At 70.8% G+C, this 17,121-nt stretch carries 15 protein-coding genes; 4 read left to right on the forward strand and 11 right to left on the reverse strand.

All coding sequences use genetic code 11. The annotated features are described in order from the left end of the window. Positions 1-239: 239 nt before the first annotated feature. Positions 240-2,840 (reverse strand): aminopeptidase N, encoded by a 2,601-nt coding sequence (pepN, locus tag L0P92_RS31245; RefSeq protein WP_234766413.1) that lies wholly within the window; start codon positions 2,838-2,840, stop codon positions 240-242. Between the two features lie 172 nt (positions 2,841-3,012). On the opposite strand from pepN, the gene L0P92_RS31250 reads away from it, so the two are divergent. Further along, positions 3,013-3,651, forward strand: coding sequence for a mycothiol-dependent nitroreductase Rv2466c family protein (locus L0P92_RS31250; protein ID WP_234766414.1), 639 nt, complete (start codon positions 3,013-3,015; stop codon positions 3,649-3,651). Positions 3,652-3,654: 3 nt separating this feature from the next. Here the strand turns inward: L0P92_RS31250 and L0P92_RS31255 are convergent, their stop codons facing one another. The 10 genes from L0P92_RS31255 to L0P92_RS31300 all read right to left on the reverse strand — a co-directional run bounded on the left by L0P92_RS31255 (position 3,655) and on the right by L0P92_RS31300 (position 13,657). Continuing rightward, positions 3,655-3,861 (reverse strand): hypothetical protein, encoded by a 207-nt coding sequence (locus L0P92_RS31255; RefSeq protein WP_234766415.1) that lies wholly within the window; start codon positions 3,859-3,861, stop codon positions 3,655-3,657. A gap of 17 nt (positions 3,862-3,878) precedes the next feature. Next, complete coding sequence (locus L0P92_RS31260; protein ID WP_234766416.1) at positions 3,879-4,940, reverse strand: glycerophosphodiester phosphodiesterase family protein; 1,062 nt, start codon at positions 4,938-4,940, stop codon at positions 3,879-3,881. A gap of 26 nt (positions 4,941-4,966) precedes the next feature. Next, the gene (locus L0P92_RS31265) at positions 4,967-6,391 is read right to left on the reverse strand and encodes an FGGY-family carbohydrate kinase (protein ID WP_234766417.1); all 1,425 of its coding nucleotides are present in this window, start codon (positions 6,389-6,391) and stop codon (positions 4,967-4,969) included. Positions 6,392-6,517: 126 nt separating this feature from the next. Further along, entirely contained in the window at positions 6,518-7,546 is a 1,029-nt protein-coding gene (locus L0P92_RS31270; RefSeq protein WP_234766418.1) for a 2-hydroxyacid dehydrogenase, read from the reverse strand. Next, positions 7,543-8,625, reverse strand: coding sequence for an ABC transporter ATP-binding protein (locus tag L0P92_RS31275; protein WP_234766419.1), 1,083 nt, complete (start codon positions 8,623-8,625; stop codon positions 7,543-7,545). Before L0P92_RS31275 ends, L0P92_RS31270 begins: the two co-directional genes overlap by 4 nt. Beyond that, positions 8,603-9,421 (reverse strand): DeoR/GlpR family DNA-binding transcription regulator, encoded by an 819-nt coding sequence (locus L0P92_RS31280; RefSeq protein WP_234766420.1) that lies wholly within the window; start codon positions 9,419-9,421, stop codon positions 8,603-8,605. The genes L0P92_RS31275 and L0P92_RS31280 overlap by 23 nt, the downstream gene beginning before the upstream one ends. Continuing rightward, positions 9,414-10,526 carry an ABC transporter ATP-binding protein gene (locus tag L0P92_RS31285; protein WP_234766421.1) on the reverse strand — a complete coding sequence of 371 codons (1,113 nt, stop codon included), beginning with the start codon at positions 10,524-10,526 and terminating at the stop codon, positions 9,414-9,416. Before L0P92_RS31285 ends, L0P92_RS31280 begins: the two co-directional genes overlap by 8 nt. Continuing rightward, positions 10,523-11,347 carry a carbohydrate ABC transporter permease gene (locus L0P92_RS31290; protein ID WP_234766422.1) on the reverse strand — a complete coding sequence of 275 codons (825 nt, stop codon included), beginning with the start codon at positions 11,345-11,347 and terminating at the stop codon, positions 10,523-10,525. Before L0P92_RS31290 ends, L0P92_RS31285 begins: the two co-directional genes overlap by 4 nt. A gap of 2 nt (positions 11,348-11,349) precedes the next feature. Beyond that, the gene (locus L0P92_RS31295) at positions 11,350-12,231 is read right to left on the reverse strand and encodes a carbohydrate ABC transporter permease (RefSeq protein ID WP_234766423.1); all 882 of its coding nucleotides are present in this window, start codon (positions 12,229-12,231) and stop codon (positions 11,350-11,352) included. Positions 12,232-12,235: 4 nt separating this feature from the next. Continuing rightward, positions 12,236-13,657 carry an ABC transporter substrate-binding protein gene (locus L0P92_RS31300; protein ID WP_234766424.1) on the reverse strand — a complete coding sequence of 474 codons (1,422 nt, stop codon included), beginning with the start codon at positions 13,655-13,657 and terminating at the stop codon, positions 12,236-12,238. 184 nt (positions 13,658-13,841) lie between these two features. Between L0P92_RS31300 and L0P92_RS31305 the strand changes: the two genes are divergently transcribed. The 3 genes from L0P92_RS31305 (at position 13,842) to L0P92_RS31315 (ending at position 17,108) form a co-directional block, all read left to right on the forward strand. Continuing rightward, positions 13,842-15,311 (forward strand): FGGY-family carbohydrate kinase, encoded by a 1,470-nt coding sequence (locus L0P92_RS31305; RefSeq protein ID WP_234766425.1) that lies wholly within the window; start codon positions 13,842-13,844, stop codon positions 15,309-15,311. Positions 15,312-15,686: 375 nt separating this feature from the next. Beyond that, positions 15,687-16,316, forward strand: coding sequence for a histidine phosphatase family protein (locus L0P92_RS31310; protein WP_234766426.1), 630 nt, complete (start codon positions 15,687-15,689; stop codon positions 16,314-16,316). Positions 16,317-16,328: 12 nt separating this feature from the next. After that, the gene (locus L0P92_RS31315; protein WP_234766427.1) at positions 16,329-17,108 is read left to right on the forward strand and encodes an SAM-dependent methyltransferase; all 780 of its coding nucleotides are present in this window, start codon (positions 16,329-16,331) and stop codon (positions 17,106-17,108) included. Positions 17,109-17,121 lie beyond the last annotated feature (13 nt).

The following is a 17,121-nucleotide window of genomic DNA, read 5'->3' on the forward strand; positions in this document are numbered from 1 at the left end:
GAGAGCGGGGGGAGCGGGGTGTTGTGGTTCATGACCCGGAGGTTCCCGCGTCTCGTCGGCCCTTTAACCGCTGTTACACGCCCGTCGACAAATACGGACAACCTGGCACTAAAGGACGGGTGTTCGGATGCCGAGTAGGCACGGAAAACCCCTGGTCCGTTCGGGTTGGACCAGGAGTTACGGCTGCTATTGCCTGAATTCCGTAACGGTCACACAGGGCCGTGATCGTTGGCCAAAGGTCATCCGGCGCTTGACGCGGAGGCGGCCGCGGCGTCACACGCCTGCCCCCGCAGCGCCCGCGCCAGATCGTCCCGCGCCTCCAGCACCAGCCGCCGCAGCGCCGGCGCCGCCCCCTCGTGCGCCGCGAGCCACGCGTCCGTAGCGTCCAGCGTGGTCTGCGACTGCTGGAGCCCCGGGAACAGACCCCGGACCACGTCCATGCCGATCTGGATCGACCGCTCGTCCCACACCCGCTCGATCGCGGCGAAGTACTTCTCGGCGTACGGCGCGAGCAGTTCCCGCTGGGACGGCTGCGTGAAGCCGGCGATGGTCGCCTCCACCAGCGCGTTGGACAGCGCGTCCGACTCCACGACCTGCGCCCACGCCTGTGCCTTCACCGCCTCCGAGGGCCGGGCCGCGAGACAGCGGACCTGGTGGCGCTTGCCGGACGCCGTGTCGTCCCGGGCCAGTTCGGCCGCCAGCGCCGACTCGTCCGCGACCCCGTGCGCGGCCAGCGGCTCAAGGAACGTCCAGCGCAGCTCCTGGTCGACTTCCAGCCCGTCGATCTTCTCCGTGCCCTCCAGCAGCCCCCGCAGCAACCCCAGGTCCTCCGACCCCGACGCCACCGACGCGAGGAACCGCGCCCACGCCAGCTGCTGCTCACTGCCCGCCTCGGCCGCCCGCAGCTCCCGCAGCGCGCCCTCGGCCACCAGCCGCTCGCCGGCCGGCCGCCACGCCGGCGCCGCGTAGTGCACCAGCGACGAGTTCGCCCACGCGTGCAGCATCTGCAGCACACCGATGTCCGACTCGCGCCCCGCGAACCGCAGCACCAGCTCCACGAAGTCCCGGGCCGGCAGCAGCGCGTCCCGCGTCATGTTCCACAGCGCCGACCAGCACAGCGCACGCGCCAGCGGGTCGCTGATGTCACCGAGGGCGGAACGCAGCGTCGCCAGCGACGTCTCGTCGAAGCGGGTCTTGCAGTACGTCAGGTCGTCGTCGTTGACCAGCACCAGCTCCGGGGCCTCGGCGCCCGCCAGCTCCGCCACGACCGTCCGCGGCCCCTCCACGTCCACCTCGGCCTGCGCGAACCGCTCCAGCGCACCGGCCCCCGTCCTCCGGTACAGGCCCACCGCCACCCGGTGCGGACGCAGCTCCGGGTGCGACTCCGCCGCCTCCTGCACCACCGCCAGCTCGTCGATCCGGCCCTCCGCGTCCAGCAGCACCTGCGGGGTCAGCGAGTTCACGCCCGCCGTCTGCAGCCAGGACCGCGACCAGGCGCCCATGTCCCGGCCACTGGTCTCCTCCAGCACCGCCAGCAGATCACCGAGGCGCGTGTTGCCGTAGGCGTGCCGCTTGAAGTAGCGCCGTGCTCCCTCCAGGAAGGCGTCCTGGCCGACGTACGCCACCAGCTGCTTGAGCACCGACGCGCCCTTGGCGTAGGTGATGCCGTCGAAGTTGAGCTTCGCGTCCTGGAGGTCGCGGATGTCCGCCGTGATCGGGTGCGTGGAGGGCAGCTGGTCGGCGCGGTACGCCCATGCCTTGCGGCGGTTGGCGAAGGTGATCCAGGCGTCCTTGAAGCGGGTCGCGCCGACGCCTGCGAAGGTGCCCATGAAGTCCGCGAAGGACTCCTTCAGCCACAGGTCGTCCCACCACACCATGGTGACCAGGTCGCCGAACCACATGTGCGCCATCTCGTGCAGGACGACGTTGGCCCGGCCCTCGTACGACGCCCGCGTCACCTTCCCGCGGAAGATGAACTCCTCCCGGAAGGTCACCATCCCCGGGTTCTCCATCGCGCCGAGGTTGTACTCCGGCACGAACGCCTGGTCGTACTTCCCGAAGGGGTACGGGTAGTCGAAGTGGTCGTGGAAGAAGTCCAGGCCCTGCTTCGTCACCAGGAAGACGTCGTCGGCGTCGAAGTACGGCGCGAGCCCCTTGCGGCACATCGCGCCCAGCGGGATCTCCAGCGTCGTGCCGTCCGCGAACGTACGGGAGTAGGAGTCCGTGACGTAGTGGTACGGCCCGGCCACGACACAGGTGATGTACGTCGAGATCGGCTTCGTCTCGGCGAACCTCCAGACCCCGTCGGCGAGTTCACCGGCCCCGTTGCTCCACACCGTCCACTCCTCGGGCGCCCGCACCTCGAAGCGGAACGGCGCCTTGAGGTCCGGCTGCTCGAAGTTCGCGAAGACCCGGCGGGAGTCGGCCGGCTCGTACTGGGTGTAGAGATAGACCTCGCCGTCCTCCGGGTCGACGAAGCGGTGCAGGCCCTCACCCGTGCGCGAGTAGGCGCACTGGGCGTCCACGACGAGCTCGTTGTCGGCGGCCAGGTCCTCCAGCGTGATCCGCGAACCGTCGAAGACCTCGCTCGGGTCCAGGTCCCGGCCGTTGAGGGAGACCGCCGTCACACTCGGCGCGATCAGATCCGCGAAGCTCGTGGCGCCGGGCTCGGCACAGCGGAAGCGGATCGTCGTGACCGAGCGGAACGTACGCGGCGTCCCCTCCCCGGATGGTCCCTCACCGAGGGCGGAACGCACGTCGAGGGACACGTCGTACCCGTCGACGGACAGCAGGGCGGCCCGCTCCCGGGCCTCGTCGCGGGACAGATTCTCACCGGGCACGCGTGGCACTCCCTCGGATGTTCAGGTGGATGTGATCGGGCAGAGGTGTTCAGTATGCGGACAGCCCCGATCCTGCCATGTGCTCCTGACACACGGCACCGGGGAATGGCCGGGAGAGCCGGGACGTTTCCCCAGAGATTTGGCTGAGACCTGCTTGCGTCTGAGGAGAGACATGTCGGACAAGACCCCCGTCGACTTCTGGTTCGACCCGCTGTGCCCCTGGGCCTGGATGACCTCGCGCTGGGTGCAGGAAGTGGAGAAGCTCCGCGACATCGAGGTCCGCTGGCACCTGATGAGCCTCGCCGTCCTCAACGAGGACAAGCTGGACGACCTGCCCGCCGAGTACCGCGAACTGCTGGAGACCAAGGCCTGGGGCCCGGTCCGCGTCGTCATCGCCGCCCAGGAGGAGCACGGCGCCGACGTGCTCGGCGACCTCTACACCGCGCTCGGCACCCGCATCCACAACCAGGGCGAGGGCCCCGGCAAGGAGACGGTCGCCGCCGCCCTGAAGGACGTCGGTCTGCCCGAGTCCCTCATGGAGCACTGGGACGACACCCCCTACGAGCCGCAGCTGCGCGCCTCCCACAAGGAGGGCATCGACAAGGTCGGCCAGGAGGTCGGCACCCCGGTCATCGCCGTCCCCGGCGACAACGGCGAGCAGATCGCCTTCTTCGGCCCCGTCGTCACCCCGGCCCCCAAGGGCGAGGACGCCGCCAGGCTCTGGGACGGCACCCTCGCCGTGGCCTCCGTGCCGGGCTTCTACGAGATCAAGCGGACGCGGACGAAGGGGCCGGACTTCAGCAACCTGTAAGGGTCACTCCTCCGGTTCGGGGAACGACGCGCCGTCGTTGTGGTCCCCCAGCCGCTGGTAGCGCCGGCAGCCCTCGCGGGCACAGCGGTAGTACGAGCCCAGGCGGGTGTGCCTGGGCTTGTGCGCCTTGACGTACGCCTGCTCGTCCTCGGCGAGCTCGCGGAACTCCTGAAGCGTGCCTCCGCAGTTCCTGCAGTGCTTGGTCACCATGGATGCCCTCCTACGGGTCAGCCCTGCCTCGCCATCACCGCCAGATCCGGGAAGTCGGTCACCACGGCGTCGACCCCCATCCCGTAGTACAGCGCGTACTCCGCGAACGCGTCCCCGAAATCGTTCGCTCCGCTCCCGCGCCGGAACTGCGCCGCCAGAAACTGGTTCTCCGCCCGGAAGGTGTACGGCCCCACCCGCAGCCCCGCCGCATGCGCGTCCGCGAGGACCGGCGTGCCCACCAGCGACGACTTGTCCGGCCCGATCCAGTCCGCGTACCCGGCGATCCGCGCCAGCCCCGCCGGCGTCATCATGTCCCGGTACGTCGTCGGTTCACCGGCCGAGACCAGGTCGTACGGCCCACCCGTCGTCCCCAGCGCCTGCCACAACGGCACCCCCAGCCGCTCCGCCGCGACCCGCCTCAGACTCGTCGGCTCGAAGGACTGCACGACACACTCACGCCGGCCGAGGCGGTTACGGCGGATCGCCGCCGCCAGCTTCGGCTCCAAGGGCAGCCCCAGGGAGCGGAAGTACGTCGGGTGCTTGGTCTCCGGGAACACGGCGATGGTCCGGCCGTACTCCTTGGAGAGCCCGCGCGCCAGGTCGACCACCTCCTGGAAGGTCAGCACCTCCTCGCGGCCGTCGAACACGGTGTTGCGGTTGCGGACCGACGGCAGCCGCTCGACCGCCCGCAACGTCTTCAGCTCCGCCAGCGTGAAATCCTCCGTGAACCAGCCCGACACCGCCCGCCCGTCCACCGTCTTGGTGGTACGGCGGCCCGCGAACTCCGGGTGCGACGCCACGTCCGTCGTCTGCGAGATCTCGTTCTCGTGCCGGACGACCAGGACATGGTCCTTCGTCGGGACGAGATCCGGCTCGATCCAGTCGGCTCCGGTCTGCACGGCGTACGTGTAGGAGGCCGCGGTGTGTTCGGGGCGCCAGCCGGCCGCGCCGCGGTGGCCGATGACCAGCGGCCCGCGCGCGGGCCGGGACCCGGGGGCGGCGCCGGCGGTCGCGGGCACGGCGGCGGCCGCGGAGGTGCCGGCGGCGGCGAGCAGCAGGGATCTACGTCTCGGGTGCATCCAACTCCCTTTCTTCACAAGGTGGTTCAGGCGCGGACCCGTTCGCGCGCCTGACTCAGGCGGGTCAGGTGTTCCTCGTACTCCTCCGCGTAGTACGCGGCCCGTGCCGCGTCCGGCTCGATCACCGCCGTCGGCCGCGTCCACTCCTCGGCGTCCAGCGCCTGCCCGTACCGCTCGGCCGCCGCGAGCACCGCGCCGCGCGCGCCGACCTCGCCCTCCATGACCCTCAACGGCCGTCCCAGGACGTCGGCGAGCAGCCGCATCCACGCCGGGCTGCGCGTCCCGCCCCCGCAGACGGCGAGCGTCCCCGTCAGCCCCGCCGCCTCCAGACAGTGCCGGGCCGCGAAACCGATGCCCTCGCAGGTGGCACGGATCAGATCGGCCTTCGTCGACTCCAGGGAGACACCGGTGAGTTCGGCCCGCAGCCGGGGTTCGACGAAGGGCGCGCGCTCGCCGGAGGGGGCGAAGTACGGGAGTACGCGTACGCCGTTCGCCCCGGGTGGAGTCTCGGCGAGCAGGGCGTCGACCTCGTCGTGGTGGACGCCGGTCGTCGACAGCACCCAGTCCAACGCGGCCGTCCCCACCATCGCGGGCATCGCGCGCAGCCAGTGCCCGGGGCGGTCCGTGTTGATGTACAGGCCGGCCGGCTCCCCGGTCAGGTCGAGGTCGGTGGTCGCGACGAGGCTGGCCAGGCAGGTGCCGACGATGAGGAGGCCGTCGCCCGGGGTCGTCACTCCCGCGCCGAGTGCGCAGGCCGGGAGGTCGTAGGGGCCGTTCGCGACGCGGGTTCCGGGTGGGAGGCCCTCCCCGAGCGCGTCCGCCGTCGCGACCGGATCGCTGACCGGCGCGAGGAGCCCGCGCCGGTGGGTCAGCCCGAGCAGTTCCACGACCCGGTTGTCGTACGTGCGGGTGCGCGGATCCAGGAACGGCATCGACGCGTCCGAGACGTCTGTCCTCGGCCCCGCCCCGGTCAACCGGTGGAACACCATGTCCTTGCAGTAGACGGCCGCCGCCGCCTCGTCCAGCGCCTTCGGCTCGTGCGTGTCCAGCCACGCCAGCAGCGGCCCCGGGCAGCCCGGGAACATCGCGCTTCCGGTGCGTCGGAACACCGCCTCGAACGTGCCGTCAGCCAGCCAGCGGTCGACCAGTTCGTGGGCCCGGCCGTCCATCCAGGAGGCGGCCGGGCGGACCGGGCGTCCCTGCGCGTCGACCAGCCAGACGCCGTCGCCCTGGCCGGTCAGGCCGGCCAGCTCCACCGGCTCAGGGATCCGGGCGGTCACCTCGTCCAGTACGGCGACCACCGCGTCGTACACCTCCTGCATGTCCTGCTCCACGAAACCGGCGTGGAGGGTGAGGGTTACGGGGCGGGCAGCCACGGCCAGTTCGTGGCCGGTGGGGGCGAAGGCTGCTGCTTTTACCGTGGATGTGCCTACGTCGATGCCGATGTACATCCCACCCGCCTTTGGCTTGGTTGGCTGTGCTGTGCTTTTCGGGGTGACGTGCTGAATGTTTGGCTGCGTTCGCCTCCGGGGCGCAAGTTGGTGGGCTCTTGCCCGGCGCTTGGCTGGGCGTCGCCCTTACGTCAGACAGTGGGCCAGCGGCTCTCCGCGGGACCAGCGGGCCACCTCGGCGGCGGCGATTGCCGCTGCCTTCTCCGCTACCGGGCGGGACGCGCCGCCCAGGTGGGGGGTGAGGACGACCCGGTCGGCCAGGGCGTGGAGGCGGGAGGTCGGGGGGAGCGGCTCCTGTACGTAGGTGTCCAGGGCTGCTGAGGACACGTGGCCGGTCTCCAGGGCGTCGCACAGGGCCTCCTCGTCCAGGAGCGGGCCCCTTGCCGCGTTGACCACCACCGCGCCCTTCGGCAGCAGGGCCAGTTCGCGGGCGCCGATCAGGCCGTCGGTCTCGGGAGTGAGGCGGGCGTGGATTGTGATCAGCTGGGATTTTCGTAGGAGTTCGTCCAGGGACGTGACCCGTAGGCCGTGGATCTCGCCGTGTACGTACGGGTCGTGGACCATCACCCGTGCTCCGAAGGCGCAGAGCACGCGGGCGACGCGGCTGCCGACGGCCCCGTAGCCCACCAGGCCTACCGGCAGGTCCTCCAGCTCCAGGCCGCTGTGCTCGTAGGTGTAGTAGGTCGCCCCCTCCCAACTGGAACGGCGGGCGAGGAGGTCGTGGGCCTGGGGGATGCGGCGCAGGGCCGCCAGCATCAGGCCGATGGTGAACTCGGCGGTGGCGGCGGCGTTGCGGCCGGGGGCGTAGCAGACCCGGACGTCGTGGCGTTTGGCCGCGTCCAGGTTGACGTTCACCGGGCCGCCGCGGCAGACCACCACCAGCTTGAGGTCAGGGCAGGCGTCCAGGACGCGTTCCGTCACCGGGCCCATCTGGGTGACCAGGACCTGGGCGCCGGTGAGCGCCTCGATCAGTTCGTCCTCGGCGTCGCTCGCCTCCGTCACCTCGGCCACCGGGCCGAAGGGGTCCAGCGGCCAGCCGAGGGTCAGTTCGGTCACCTCGCAGGGGAGTTCGGGGGCCAGGGCCTCTCTGATCAGCGACGGCAGGATGAAGTGGTCGCCCGCGGCCAGGACGCGCACGCTGTTCCCGTTGGTCATCGCAGGGAGTCTCCTGTCTCGGCGTCGAAGACATGGGTGAGGCCGGGGTCGGCGGTGATGTGGACGCGGTCGTCGTGGGCCAGGCGGACCTCGGGGGCGGTGAGGACGGCCAGGGGGTTGTCGACGCCGGGGAGGGTGACGGTCGCGATGCCCGATTCCAGGAGGGGCTCGTGGGCGACCACGCGGGCCGGCAGACCCTCCTCCTCGCCGGCGAGGGACAGGTCTTCGGGGCGGATTCCGAGCATCACCTCGCGGCCGGCCGCCAGTGGTACGGGCAGTGCGAGGCGGGCCGTGTCGGAGAGGCGGGCGTGGCCGTCGGCCGTCGTCACGGCGGGGAGGAGGTTGATCGCTGGTTCGCCCACGAAGTCCGCCACGAAGACGTTGGCGGGGGTGTCGTAGATCTCGTACGGGGTGCCCAGTTGCTGGATCATGCCGTCCTTCATCACGGCGATGCGGTCGGCCAGGGAGAGGGCCTCCTCCTGGTCGTGGGTGACCAGGATGGTGGTGTGGCCCAGGTCGCGCTGGATGCGTTTGAGTTCGCGGCGGGTGGTGTCGCGTTGGGCCGCGTCCAGATGGGAGAGGGGCTCGTCGAGGAGGAGGACGTCCGGTTCGCGGATCAGGGCCCGGGCCAGGGAGACGCGTTGCTTCTGGCCGCTGGAGAGGCCGGCGGGGTGGGCGTCCAGGATGGTGGTCAGGTCCACGCGGTCGGCGATCTCCCTGACCTTGCGGGCCACGTCTCCCCGGTCGGCCCGTTTACGGGCCTTCAGGCCGAAGGCGAGGTTCTCCGCGACCGTCAGGGGCGGGTACAGGGCGTAGTTCTCGAAGGCGACCCCGATGTTGCGCTGCTGGGCGGGGCGGGAGACGACCGAGGAGCCGCCGACCAGGATGTCGCCGCCGGTCACCGTCTCCAGGCCGGCGATCATGCGCAGGGTCGTCGACTTGCCGCAGCCCGACGGGCCGAGGAGGCCGAGCAGTTCGCCGGAGCGGAGGGTCAGGTCGATGCCGCGTACGGCGTCCACCGGCGGACGGCCCCGGGCGCGGTAGGTCTTGCGTAGTTCACGTAGCTCCAGCTCGGTCATCGCCGCCCCTCGTCGCCGTCGCGCAAACCTCGTAGCGGACCTTGTGCTCGTCCAGGTCCCGCAGCGCCTCGGCCGACGCCCCGTCGTCCACGAGGAGCAGGTCGAAGCGGTCCAGGGGGACCACCCGGTGCAGGGCGACCCGTGCGAGCTTGGTGTGGTCGATCAGCAGGATGTTGCGGGCCGCCGCGTCGAGCATGGCCCGCTTCACCGACACGATGTGCTGCTCCTGGTGGTAGGCGTAGCCCCCGCGCACGGCCGACGTGGAGGCGAAGCAGACGTCCACGCGCAGCTGCTCTATCGCCTCGACGCAGGACACGCCGAGGAAGGAGGAGTGCAGCGGGTCGTAGTCGCCGCCGAGGGCCATGAGGTGGATGCCGCGCTGGTCGGAGAGCATGTTGATGGCTTCCAGGAAGTTGGTGACGACCGTCAGCGGGGTCACCTCCCCGAGCCGTAGCCTGCGGGCTATCTCCAGGGTGGAGGTGGAGTCGTCCAGCATGATCGCCATGCCGGGCTCGATCAGCTTCAGGGCCCGGTCGGCGACGGCGGCCTTCTCCGCGCGCATGGTCTTCAGGCGGTACTGCACGTTCGACTCGAAGACACCGGACGGCTGGGCCGTCACCCCGCCCCTGAACTTGCGGACGATGCCCTGCCGTTCGAGCTCGTCGAGGTCCCGGTGGATCGTCATCAGGCTCACGCCGAAGCGTTCGGCCAGTTCGGCCGCCGTCGCCGTGCCGTCGGCGAGGACCTGCTCGGCCATGGCGGCCTGGCGGGCGGCGGGGCCCTGCGGGTTATTCATGGTCGATCCTTCGTCCTGGGCGCTCCGGCCGGTCGGCCTCGAACAGGAGCAGGTTCTCAGGCCGGACCGACAGTCGTACCGGATCGTCGGGACGCAGGGCGGTCACCTCGCCGCGCGGGGCGACCAAGGACACGTGCTGCTCGCCGAGGCGGACGGTGACCTCCACCGATCGGCCGAGCACCTCGGTCACGTAGACCGTGCCGGTGAGCTGGTGTCCCGCGCCCTCGCCGAGGGTGAGATCGCGGGGGCGGACGCCGATCAGTACGTCCGTGCCGGGGGTGGTGTCGCTGAGCATCGGCAGCTCGACCTTGCCGTCCGGGGAGCGGAAACCACGGTCCGGCGTCATGGTTCCCGGCAGCAGGTTGATGCGGGGGCGGCCGAAGGCGCGTGCGACCTCCGTGTCGTAGGGGCGGTACCAGATCTCCTCCCGTGTCCCCGTCTGCACGATCCTCCCGTCCCGGATGACCCCGATGCGGTCGCCCAGCGCCAGGGCCTCGACGGAGTCATGGGTGACGTAGAGGGTCGTGGTGCGCTGAACGGCCCCGATCGCCTTCAGTTCCGCCCGCATCTGCTGGCGCAGTTTGGCGTCCAGGTGGGAGAGGGGCTCGTCCAGGAGGAAGGCCCGGGCCGGGCGGACCAGGACTCGGCCGAGGGCCACGCGCTGGCGTTGGCCGTTGGAGAGTTGGCCTACCGGGCGGTCCAACAGGGCGGAGATGCCGAGGAGTTCGGCGATCTCGCCGATCCGCTCCCGGGCCTTGGCGGCGGGGAGGCGGTGGCGGGGGGAGCGGAGCGGGGAGGCGAGGTTGTCGTAGGCCGACTTGTGCGGGTAGAGGGCGTAGCTCTCGAAGCACATCGCCACGCCACGGTCGTAGGGCTCCACGCCGCGCATGTCCTTGCCGTCGAGTTCCACCGTGCCGGCGTCGGGCTGTTCGAGGCCGGCGATGGTCTTGAGCGTGGTCGTCTTGCCCGCGCCGGAAGGGCCGAGCAGGCAGAAGAACTCGCCCTCCGCCACCTTCAGTTCCAGGCCGTCGAGGGCCGTCGTCCTTCCGTATGCCTTGCGGATGCCGCGCAGCGCGATGGCCGTGCTCGCGATGGCCGTGCTCAAGACTTCACCGCCCCGAACGACAGGCCACGCACCAGATACCGCTGGATCGTCAGCGCGAGGAGCAGCGGTGGTACGACGGAGACGAGTGCGGCGGCGGCCGTGAGGTTGTACTTGGGGCGGTCGCCGCCGAGGAAGGACAGGGCGCCGACGGTCACGGTCTGGGCCTCGTTGGAGGTCAGGATGAGAGGGAAGACGAAGTTGTTCCAGGCGAAGATGAAGGCGAGCAGGGACACGGCGGCCACGCCCGGCTTGACCAGGGGGAGCGCCACCCTCACGAACGCCTGCTTGCGGGTGTAGCCGTCCAGCAGGGCCGCCTGCTCCAGTTCGGGGGTGAGGTCGGCGAAGTACGAGCGCATGATCCACACGGTGAGGGGGAGCGTGACCAGCTGGAGCACCCAGACCATGCCGACGTAGGTGTCGAAGAGACCGAGCTTCTGGTACAGCACGAACAGCGGGATGATCACGGTGAGTTCGGGTGCGAAGCGGAACGACAGCAGCGTGAACATCAGGTTCTCGGAGCCCTTGAAACGCCAGCGCGCCGAGGCGTAGGCGGCGGGCAGGCCCACGAGGAGGGAGAGGGCCACCGCGCCCAGCGACACCACCAGGCTGTTGACGAAGAAGCGGACGAACGGGATGCCCTCGCTGTCGCCGAGGACCGTGCGGTAGCCGTCGAGGGTGGGGGAGAAGGAGAAGTAGGTGGAGAAGAGCTCGTTCGTCGGCTTCAGGGACAGGATCACCATCCAGGCGATCGGGAAGAGCGCGAAGAGGAAGTAGAGGATGAGGGCGGCGTCCGCCAGCCACCCCAACAGGCGCTTGCGCATGGTCATTTCACCTCCGCCGCTTTTCGCTGGATCTTGCCGAGGTGCTTCACCAGCACCATCGCGGCGAGATACACCACCGCCCACAGCACGATCGTGTAGCTGATGCCGAACGAGTAGCGCTGGAAGCGGATCGCCTCCAGGTACGCCCGGATCTGGAGGACGACGGTGGAGTCGCCCGGGCCGCCCTCCGTCAGGGCGTAGATGATGTCGAACACCTTCAGCGAGTCCATGAAGCGGAAGATCACCGCGACGAGGACGTACGGCCACAGCATCGGCAGGGTGAGGCGCCGGAAGGTGTACCACCATCCCGCGCCGTCCACGGCCGCCGCCTCGAAGGGGGAGGTGGGCAGGGACCGCAGACCGGCGAGGGCGAGGATCGCCACGAACGGGGTGTAGACCCAGACGTCCACGGCGATCGAGGACAGCAGGGCGCCGGTGGGGGTGTCCGTCCACTGGACTCCGCCCAGGCCGAAGGGTCTGAGCAGGTAGTTCACGACTCCGACCGACGGCTGGAGCATCAGCTTCCAGATGATCGCCGCGATCACGGGGGCGATCATCAGCGGGAGGATGAGGATCTTCTCCAGGATCCGTCCGACGATCGTCGAGCGGTGCAGCAGCAGGGCGACGGCGACCCCGAGGACCGTCTCGACGGCGGCCGCCCCGACCGCGTACAGCACCGTGACCCACGCCGAGTTCCAGAACGCCTCCTGCGTGAAGACGGTCTCGTAGTTCTCGAACCGCACCATGTCCGGCTGCGGCTTGCTCGCCGAGAAGTCGAACAGCGTGTAGTAGAGGCCGAGCCCGAAGGGGTAGAGGATTCCGCAGGTCAGGAGGAGGGCGGGGACGATCAGGACGTACGGGCGCAGGGCGAGCCGCCAACCCATCGCGCTAGCCCACCTTGTCGGCGAGGTCGCCCGCCAGTCCGTCGAGCACCGACTTGGCGCCCTGCCCGCCGTAGATCTCCTGGAGGGCGGCGGCCCAGCTGGTGGTCGCGTCGAAGAACTGGGCCTGCGGGGTGAACTGGATCTTCGTCTGGTCGACGACCGTCTCGAAGGTGTCGATGAAGCCGGGCAGGTGCCCCATCTTGTCCTTGTAGTCGGCGGCGTCGGCGATCGACTTCCGTACCGGGTCGATGTGGTTGTGGGTGATCGCGCTCTTGAGCAGGTGCTCCTTGCCGGTCGCCCACTGCAGGAACAGCCAGCTCGCGCTCTTCTTCTTGCTCTTGGCGTTCATGCCGAGCGACCAGATCCACATGTTCGTGGCGAGGGAGCCGTCCGGCCCCTTCGGACCGGGGTGGAAGGCGATCTTCCCGGAGGCGGGGCTCGCGCCCTCCACCGCCTGGAAGTAGGCCGCCGTGTCCGCGTCGAAGAGCATCCCGGCCTTCTTCGCGCCGAGGTCGCTGGAGCACTGGTACCAGGTGTACGACGTCCAGGACGGCGGCCCGCCCTGCTTGACCATGCCGGCCCAGTCCTCGGTGAACGCGACGGCCTCCGGGGTGTTCATGGCGGGTGTGAGCTTCCCGCCGGAGACTGTGAAGTCCTTGAGCCCGTTGCGGGCGTACATGGTCATGAAGCCCGGGTGGATGGTCGCCCAGCTGCGAGATCCTCGTACGGCGATCCCGTACATGCCGTCGAAGCCGGCACCGGGGGCCTTCTGCTTGATCGCCCCGGCGAGTTCGCGCAGCTCGTCGAAGGTCTCGGCGGGCTTCAGGCCGAGTTTGGTGAAGACGTCCGTGTTGTAGGCGACGACATTGGTCTCCCAGCCCCACGGCAGCGCGTACTGTCCGCCCTGGCCGAGCGGCGCGCCCGCCTTCAGGGACCACTGGTCGGCCTGGAGGAGGTTGGGGAAGAAGTCGGCCTGGTCCCATTCGGCGCCGGTGGCGGAGGCGTTGCGCATCCAGGGCCCGAGATCCTCCAGCCAGCCGGGCGGCCCGTACTGCCACACCATGTAGGCGCCCAGCATGAAGACGTCGTAGGAGGCGCGTCCGCTGGACAGGTCGACGGTGAGCTTGTCGAAGTAGTTGTCCTCGGGGAACACGTCGTACTCGACCTTGATGCCGGTCTTCTCGGTGAACGACTTCAGGTCGGCGATCAGGGCGTCCGTGTACGGGTGCTTGTTGAGCAGCGCCTTGACGGTCGTGCCCTTCTCCCGCTTCCAGTCGAAGGAGCCGGTGACGTCGTCCGCCGCCGAGCCGTCGCTCTTGCTGTCGTCGCCGCCGAACCCGGCCCCGCAGGCGGAGAGGAGGGGAGTGGCGGCCAGGGCGGCGCCCAGTGCCAGGAAGCGGCGGCGGTCGTGCAGGTGCGTGTCCATCCGTGACCTCCACGTGGGGTTCGGTCCGGTCCGGGGTGCGCTTAACACGGCGAGTCGACTCGTTAACAGAGGGTGGAACGGCGGAAGTTGGGCGTCAATCCCTCGCGCACGGGAAAATCTCAGGGCAGAGTGAGAAGTTCACGGCCCGGTTCGCGATGAACGCCCCCAGAACAGGGAGGTCCGGATGGCGCACGAGCACGTCGAGGGCGATGCCTGGCTCGGGATCGACCTCGGCACCCAGAGTGTCCGGGTCCTGCTGGTCACCGGGGACGGCACCGTCCTCGGCAGCGGCTCGGCGCCGCTCGGTGGGCGGCGGGACGGGGTGCGGCACGAGCAGGATCCGGCCGAGTGGTGGGACGCGCTGTGCGCGGCGTCGGGTGCCGCGCTGCGGGGGCGGTCGAAGGCACGGGTCGGCGGGCTCGCGGTGTGCGGGACCTCCGGGACCGTGCTGCTGACGGACGGGGCGGGGCGGCCGACGAGCCCCGCGCTGATGTACGACGACGGGCGGGCCACGGCCGAGGGGGCGCGGGCGCGGATGGCGGGGCTCGGGGTGCAGGACACCTGGGCGCTGCCGAAGGCGCTGTGGCTGACGGAGACGTACGGCCCCGGCCGGATCACCCACCAGCCGGACCTGGTCGTGTCCCTCCTCACCGGCGAGCTGCCCCCGGCCGACTCCAGCCATGCCCTGAAGACCGGGTACGACCTGGAGCGCGACGCCTGGCCGGCCATGCTGCCCCGACTGGGCCTGCCCGAGTCCGCGATCCCGGACGTCGTACGCCCCGGCACCCGCCTGGGCGAGGTCTCGGCGACCGCCGCCGACGCCACGGGCATCCCCGCCGGTACGCCCGTCATCGCCGGGATGACCGACGGCTGCGCGGCCCAGATCGCCTCCGCCGCCCTGCGTCCGGGCTCCTGGAACTCGGTGCTCGGCACCACGCTGGTCCTCAAGGGCGCGTCCCTCACGCCGGTCCGGGATCCGACCGGCGTGGTCTACAACCACCGTGCGCCGGACGGGAGTTGGCTGCCCGGCGGCGCCTCCAGCGTGGGCGCGGGCGTGCTCACGGCGGCGTTCGCGGGAGCGGATCCGGCGGCCATGGACACGCTGGCCGCGTCGTACGAGCCCTCCGGCGCGATCACCTATCCCCTCGTCTCCCCCGGCGAACGCTTCCCGTTCCTGGCCCCGGAAGCCACCGCGTTGCTCCTGGGCGAACCCGAGTCGGACGCCGACCTGTGGGCCGCACTCCTCCAGGGCGTCGCCTTCACCGAACGCCTCTGCCTGGACTACCTGCACCACCTCGGCGCCCCCCTCGACGGCCCCCTCACCTTCACCGGCGGCGCCGCCCGCAGCCCGTACTGGAACCAACTGCGCGCCGACATCCTCGGCCGCCCGGCGCGGGTGCCGCAGCAGACGGAACCCGCCCTGGGGATGGCCGCGTTGGCCGCCTACGGCACGGGCGCGGCATCCGGGCTGCCGGACGCCGCGTCTTCCATGGTCCGCATCGCCACGACCATCGAACCCCGCCCCCACCACACCACCCGCTTCGCCGAGCCCTACGCCCGCCTGCTCGACGAACTGACCTCCCGAGGCTGGCTCCCACCCCCGGTGGCGGCGCACGCGCACGCCTGCCTGGACACGGATACTTCGACCTCATGAACACACGTCCGCCACGGTCCCCGGCCTACGAGTTCGGGTCCTTGGGCCCGATGGCGGCTGCGGGTGCCCTGTGGCTGGCCGCGCAGTTCCCCGCGCCCCTGGGGCGTCGCAGCACCGCCGGCTGCTCAGCCCGCGCAGCCTGCGGTCGGTCGGCCAGCGCACTCAGCCCACCCAGCCTGTGGTCGGCCCGCGCAGCCTGCGGCCCAGCCCACCCAGCCTGCGGGCAGTCGTGCCGCTGGGGCGGCACGGGTGGGCGCAGGCGGCACCCCGTCGCGCCGGGCTGCGCAACCTCCTCGCGCCGGCACCGACGCCCGTGCCCCGTCGCGCCGGGCTCCCTCTACGCCAGCAGCAACGCCGAGTGACACTGGACCGCCCATGACCACAGCCACGTCCCTCCTCCTCGCTCGCCACGGGCAGACCGTCTGGCACGCCGAGAACCGGTACGCCGGGATCAGCGACGTGCCCCTCACCGATACGGGCCGCGCCCAGGCCGAGGCGCTCGGGCGGTGGGCCGGCGCCCACCCCGTCGACGCGATCTGGACATCGCCCCTCTCCCGCGCCGTCGTCACCGCCGACCCCGCCTGCAGAGCCCTCGGCATCACCCCGCACCGCGAACCCGACCTGCGCGAATGCGACTTCGGCGTGCTGGAGGGCCGTACGCTCGCGGAGTTCGAGGCCGAGAACCCCGAGGCCGCGCAGGCGTTCCGGACGGACCCGGTGGCACACCCGTTCCCGGGCGCGGAGGACCCGTCGGCCGCCGCGGAGCGAGGCGCGGCAGCGCTACGCCGCATCGCCGCCGCCCACCCCGGCGACCGCGTCCTCGTCGTCGCCCACAACACGCTCCTGCGCCTGGTGCTGTGCACCCTGCTGTCGATCCCGCCCGGCCGGTACCGCAGCGTGTTCCCCCGGTTGCACAACGCCGCGATCAGCGAACTCCTCGTGAAATCCGACGGATCCACGTCACTTCTCTCCCTCAATGTGCCCTGCGAGCCCGACCCGGCGTAGCACCATGGGCACATGACGGAGATCGACACCTCGGTACCGCACTCGGCCCGCATCTGGAACTACTGGCTGGGCGGCAAGGACAACTACCCCGTGGACGAGGCGGCCGGCGACGCCTACACCGCCGTCTTCCCCGGCATCGTCACCATCGCCCGCAGCAGCCGCGCCTTCCTCGGCCGCAGCATCCGGTACCTGGTCACGGAGGCGGGCGTACGCCAGTTCCTCGACGTCGGCACGGGCCTGCCCACCGTCGACAACACCCACGAGGTCGCCCAGCGCCTCGCCCCGGAGTCGAAGATCGTCTACGTCGACAACGACCCGCTGGTCCTGGCCCACGCCCGCGCCCTGCTCACCTCGACACCCGAGGGTGCGACGGCGTACGAGGACCTGAGTCTCTACGAGCCGGAGAAGATCCTTCAGGCGGCGTCCCGGACGCTCGACCTGTCCCGGCCCACGGCCCTGATCCTCAGCGGCATCCTCGGCCATGTCACCGACTACGACCAGGCCCGCGACATCGTCCGCCGCCTGCTGGCCGGCCTGCCCTCCGGCAGCTACCTCTCCCTCAACGAGGGCTCCCGGGGCACCGACCCGGCCTACGAGCAGGCCCAGGACGCCTACAACGAGACCGGCGCGGTCCCGTACTTCCTACGGCCCGTCGACCAGATCGCCGCCTACTTCGAAGGCCTGGACCTCGTGGAACCCGGCCTCGTCTCCGTCCCGCTGTGGCACCCCGAGCCGGGCGACGAGGACCCGCAGCCGATCGGCCAGCACGGCGCCCTGGGCCGCAAGCCCTGACGCCCACCCCGCC

This window comes from Streptomyces muensis (assembly GCF_021474425.1).
Classification (GTDB): domain Bacteria; phylum Actinomycetota; class Actinomycetes; order Streptomycetales; family Streptomycetaceae; genus Streptomyces; species Streptomyces muensis.

Bases quoted from the DNA above. Each gene is read 5' to 3' on its own strand.
- L0P92_RS31260 (WP_234766416.1), bottom strand. From the start codon at position 4,940: ATGCACCCGAGACGTAGATCCCTGCTGCTCGCCGCCGCCGGCACCTCC.
- L0P92_RS31270 (WP_234766418.1), bottom strand. From the start codon at position 7,546: ATGACCAACGGGAACAGCGTGCGCGTCCTGGCCGCGGGCGACCACTTC.
- L0P92_RS31265 (WP_234766417.1), bottom strand. From the start codon at position 6,391: ATGTACATCGGCATCGACGTAGGCACATCCACGGTAAAAGCAGCAGCC.
- L0P92_RS31305 (WP_234766425.1), top strand. From the start codon at position 13,842: ATGGCGCACGAGCACGTCGAGGGCGATGCCTGGCTCGGGATCGACCTC.
- L0P92_RS31280 (WP_234766420.1), bottom strand. From the start codon at position 9,421: ATGAATAACCCGCAGGGCCCCGCCGCCCGCCAGGCCGCCATGGCCGAG.
- L0P92_RS31250 (WP_234766414.1), top strand. From the start codon at position 3,013: ATGTCGGACAAGACCCCCGTCGACTTCTGGTTCGACCCGCTGTGCCCC.
- L0P92_RS31255 (WP_234766415.1), bottom strand. From the start codon at position 3,861: ATGGTGACCAAGCACTGCAGGAACTGCGGAGGCACGCTTCAGGAGTTC.
- L0P92_RS31275 (WP_234766419.1), bottom strand. From the start codon at position 8,625: ATGACCGAGCTGGAGCTACGTGAACTACGCAAGACCTACCGCGCCCGG.
- L0P92_RS31315 (WP_234766427.1), top strand. From the start codon at position 16,329: ATGACGGAGATCGACACCTCGGTACCGCACTCGGCCCGCATCTGGAAC.
- L0P92_RS31310 (WP_234766426.1), top strand. From the start codon at position 15,687: ATGACCACAGCCACGTCCCTCCTCCTCGCTCGCCACGGGCAGACCGTC.
- L0P92_RS31290 (WP_234766422.1), bottom strand. From the start codon at position 11,347: ATGCGCAAGCGCCTGTTGGGGTGGCTGGCGGACGCCGCCCTCATCCTC.
- L0P92_RS31295 (WP_234766423.1), bottom strand. From the start codon at position 12,231: ATGGGTTGGCGGCTCGCCCTGCGCCCGTACGTCCTGATCGTCCCCGCC.
- L0P92_RS31300 (WP_234766424.1), bottom strand. From the start codon at position 13,657: ATGGACACGCACCTGCACGACCGCCGCCGCTTCCTGGCACTGGGCGCC.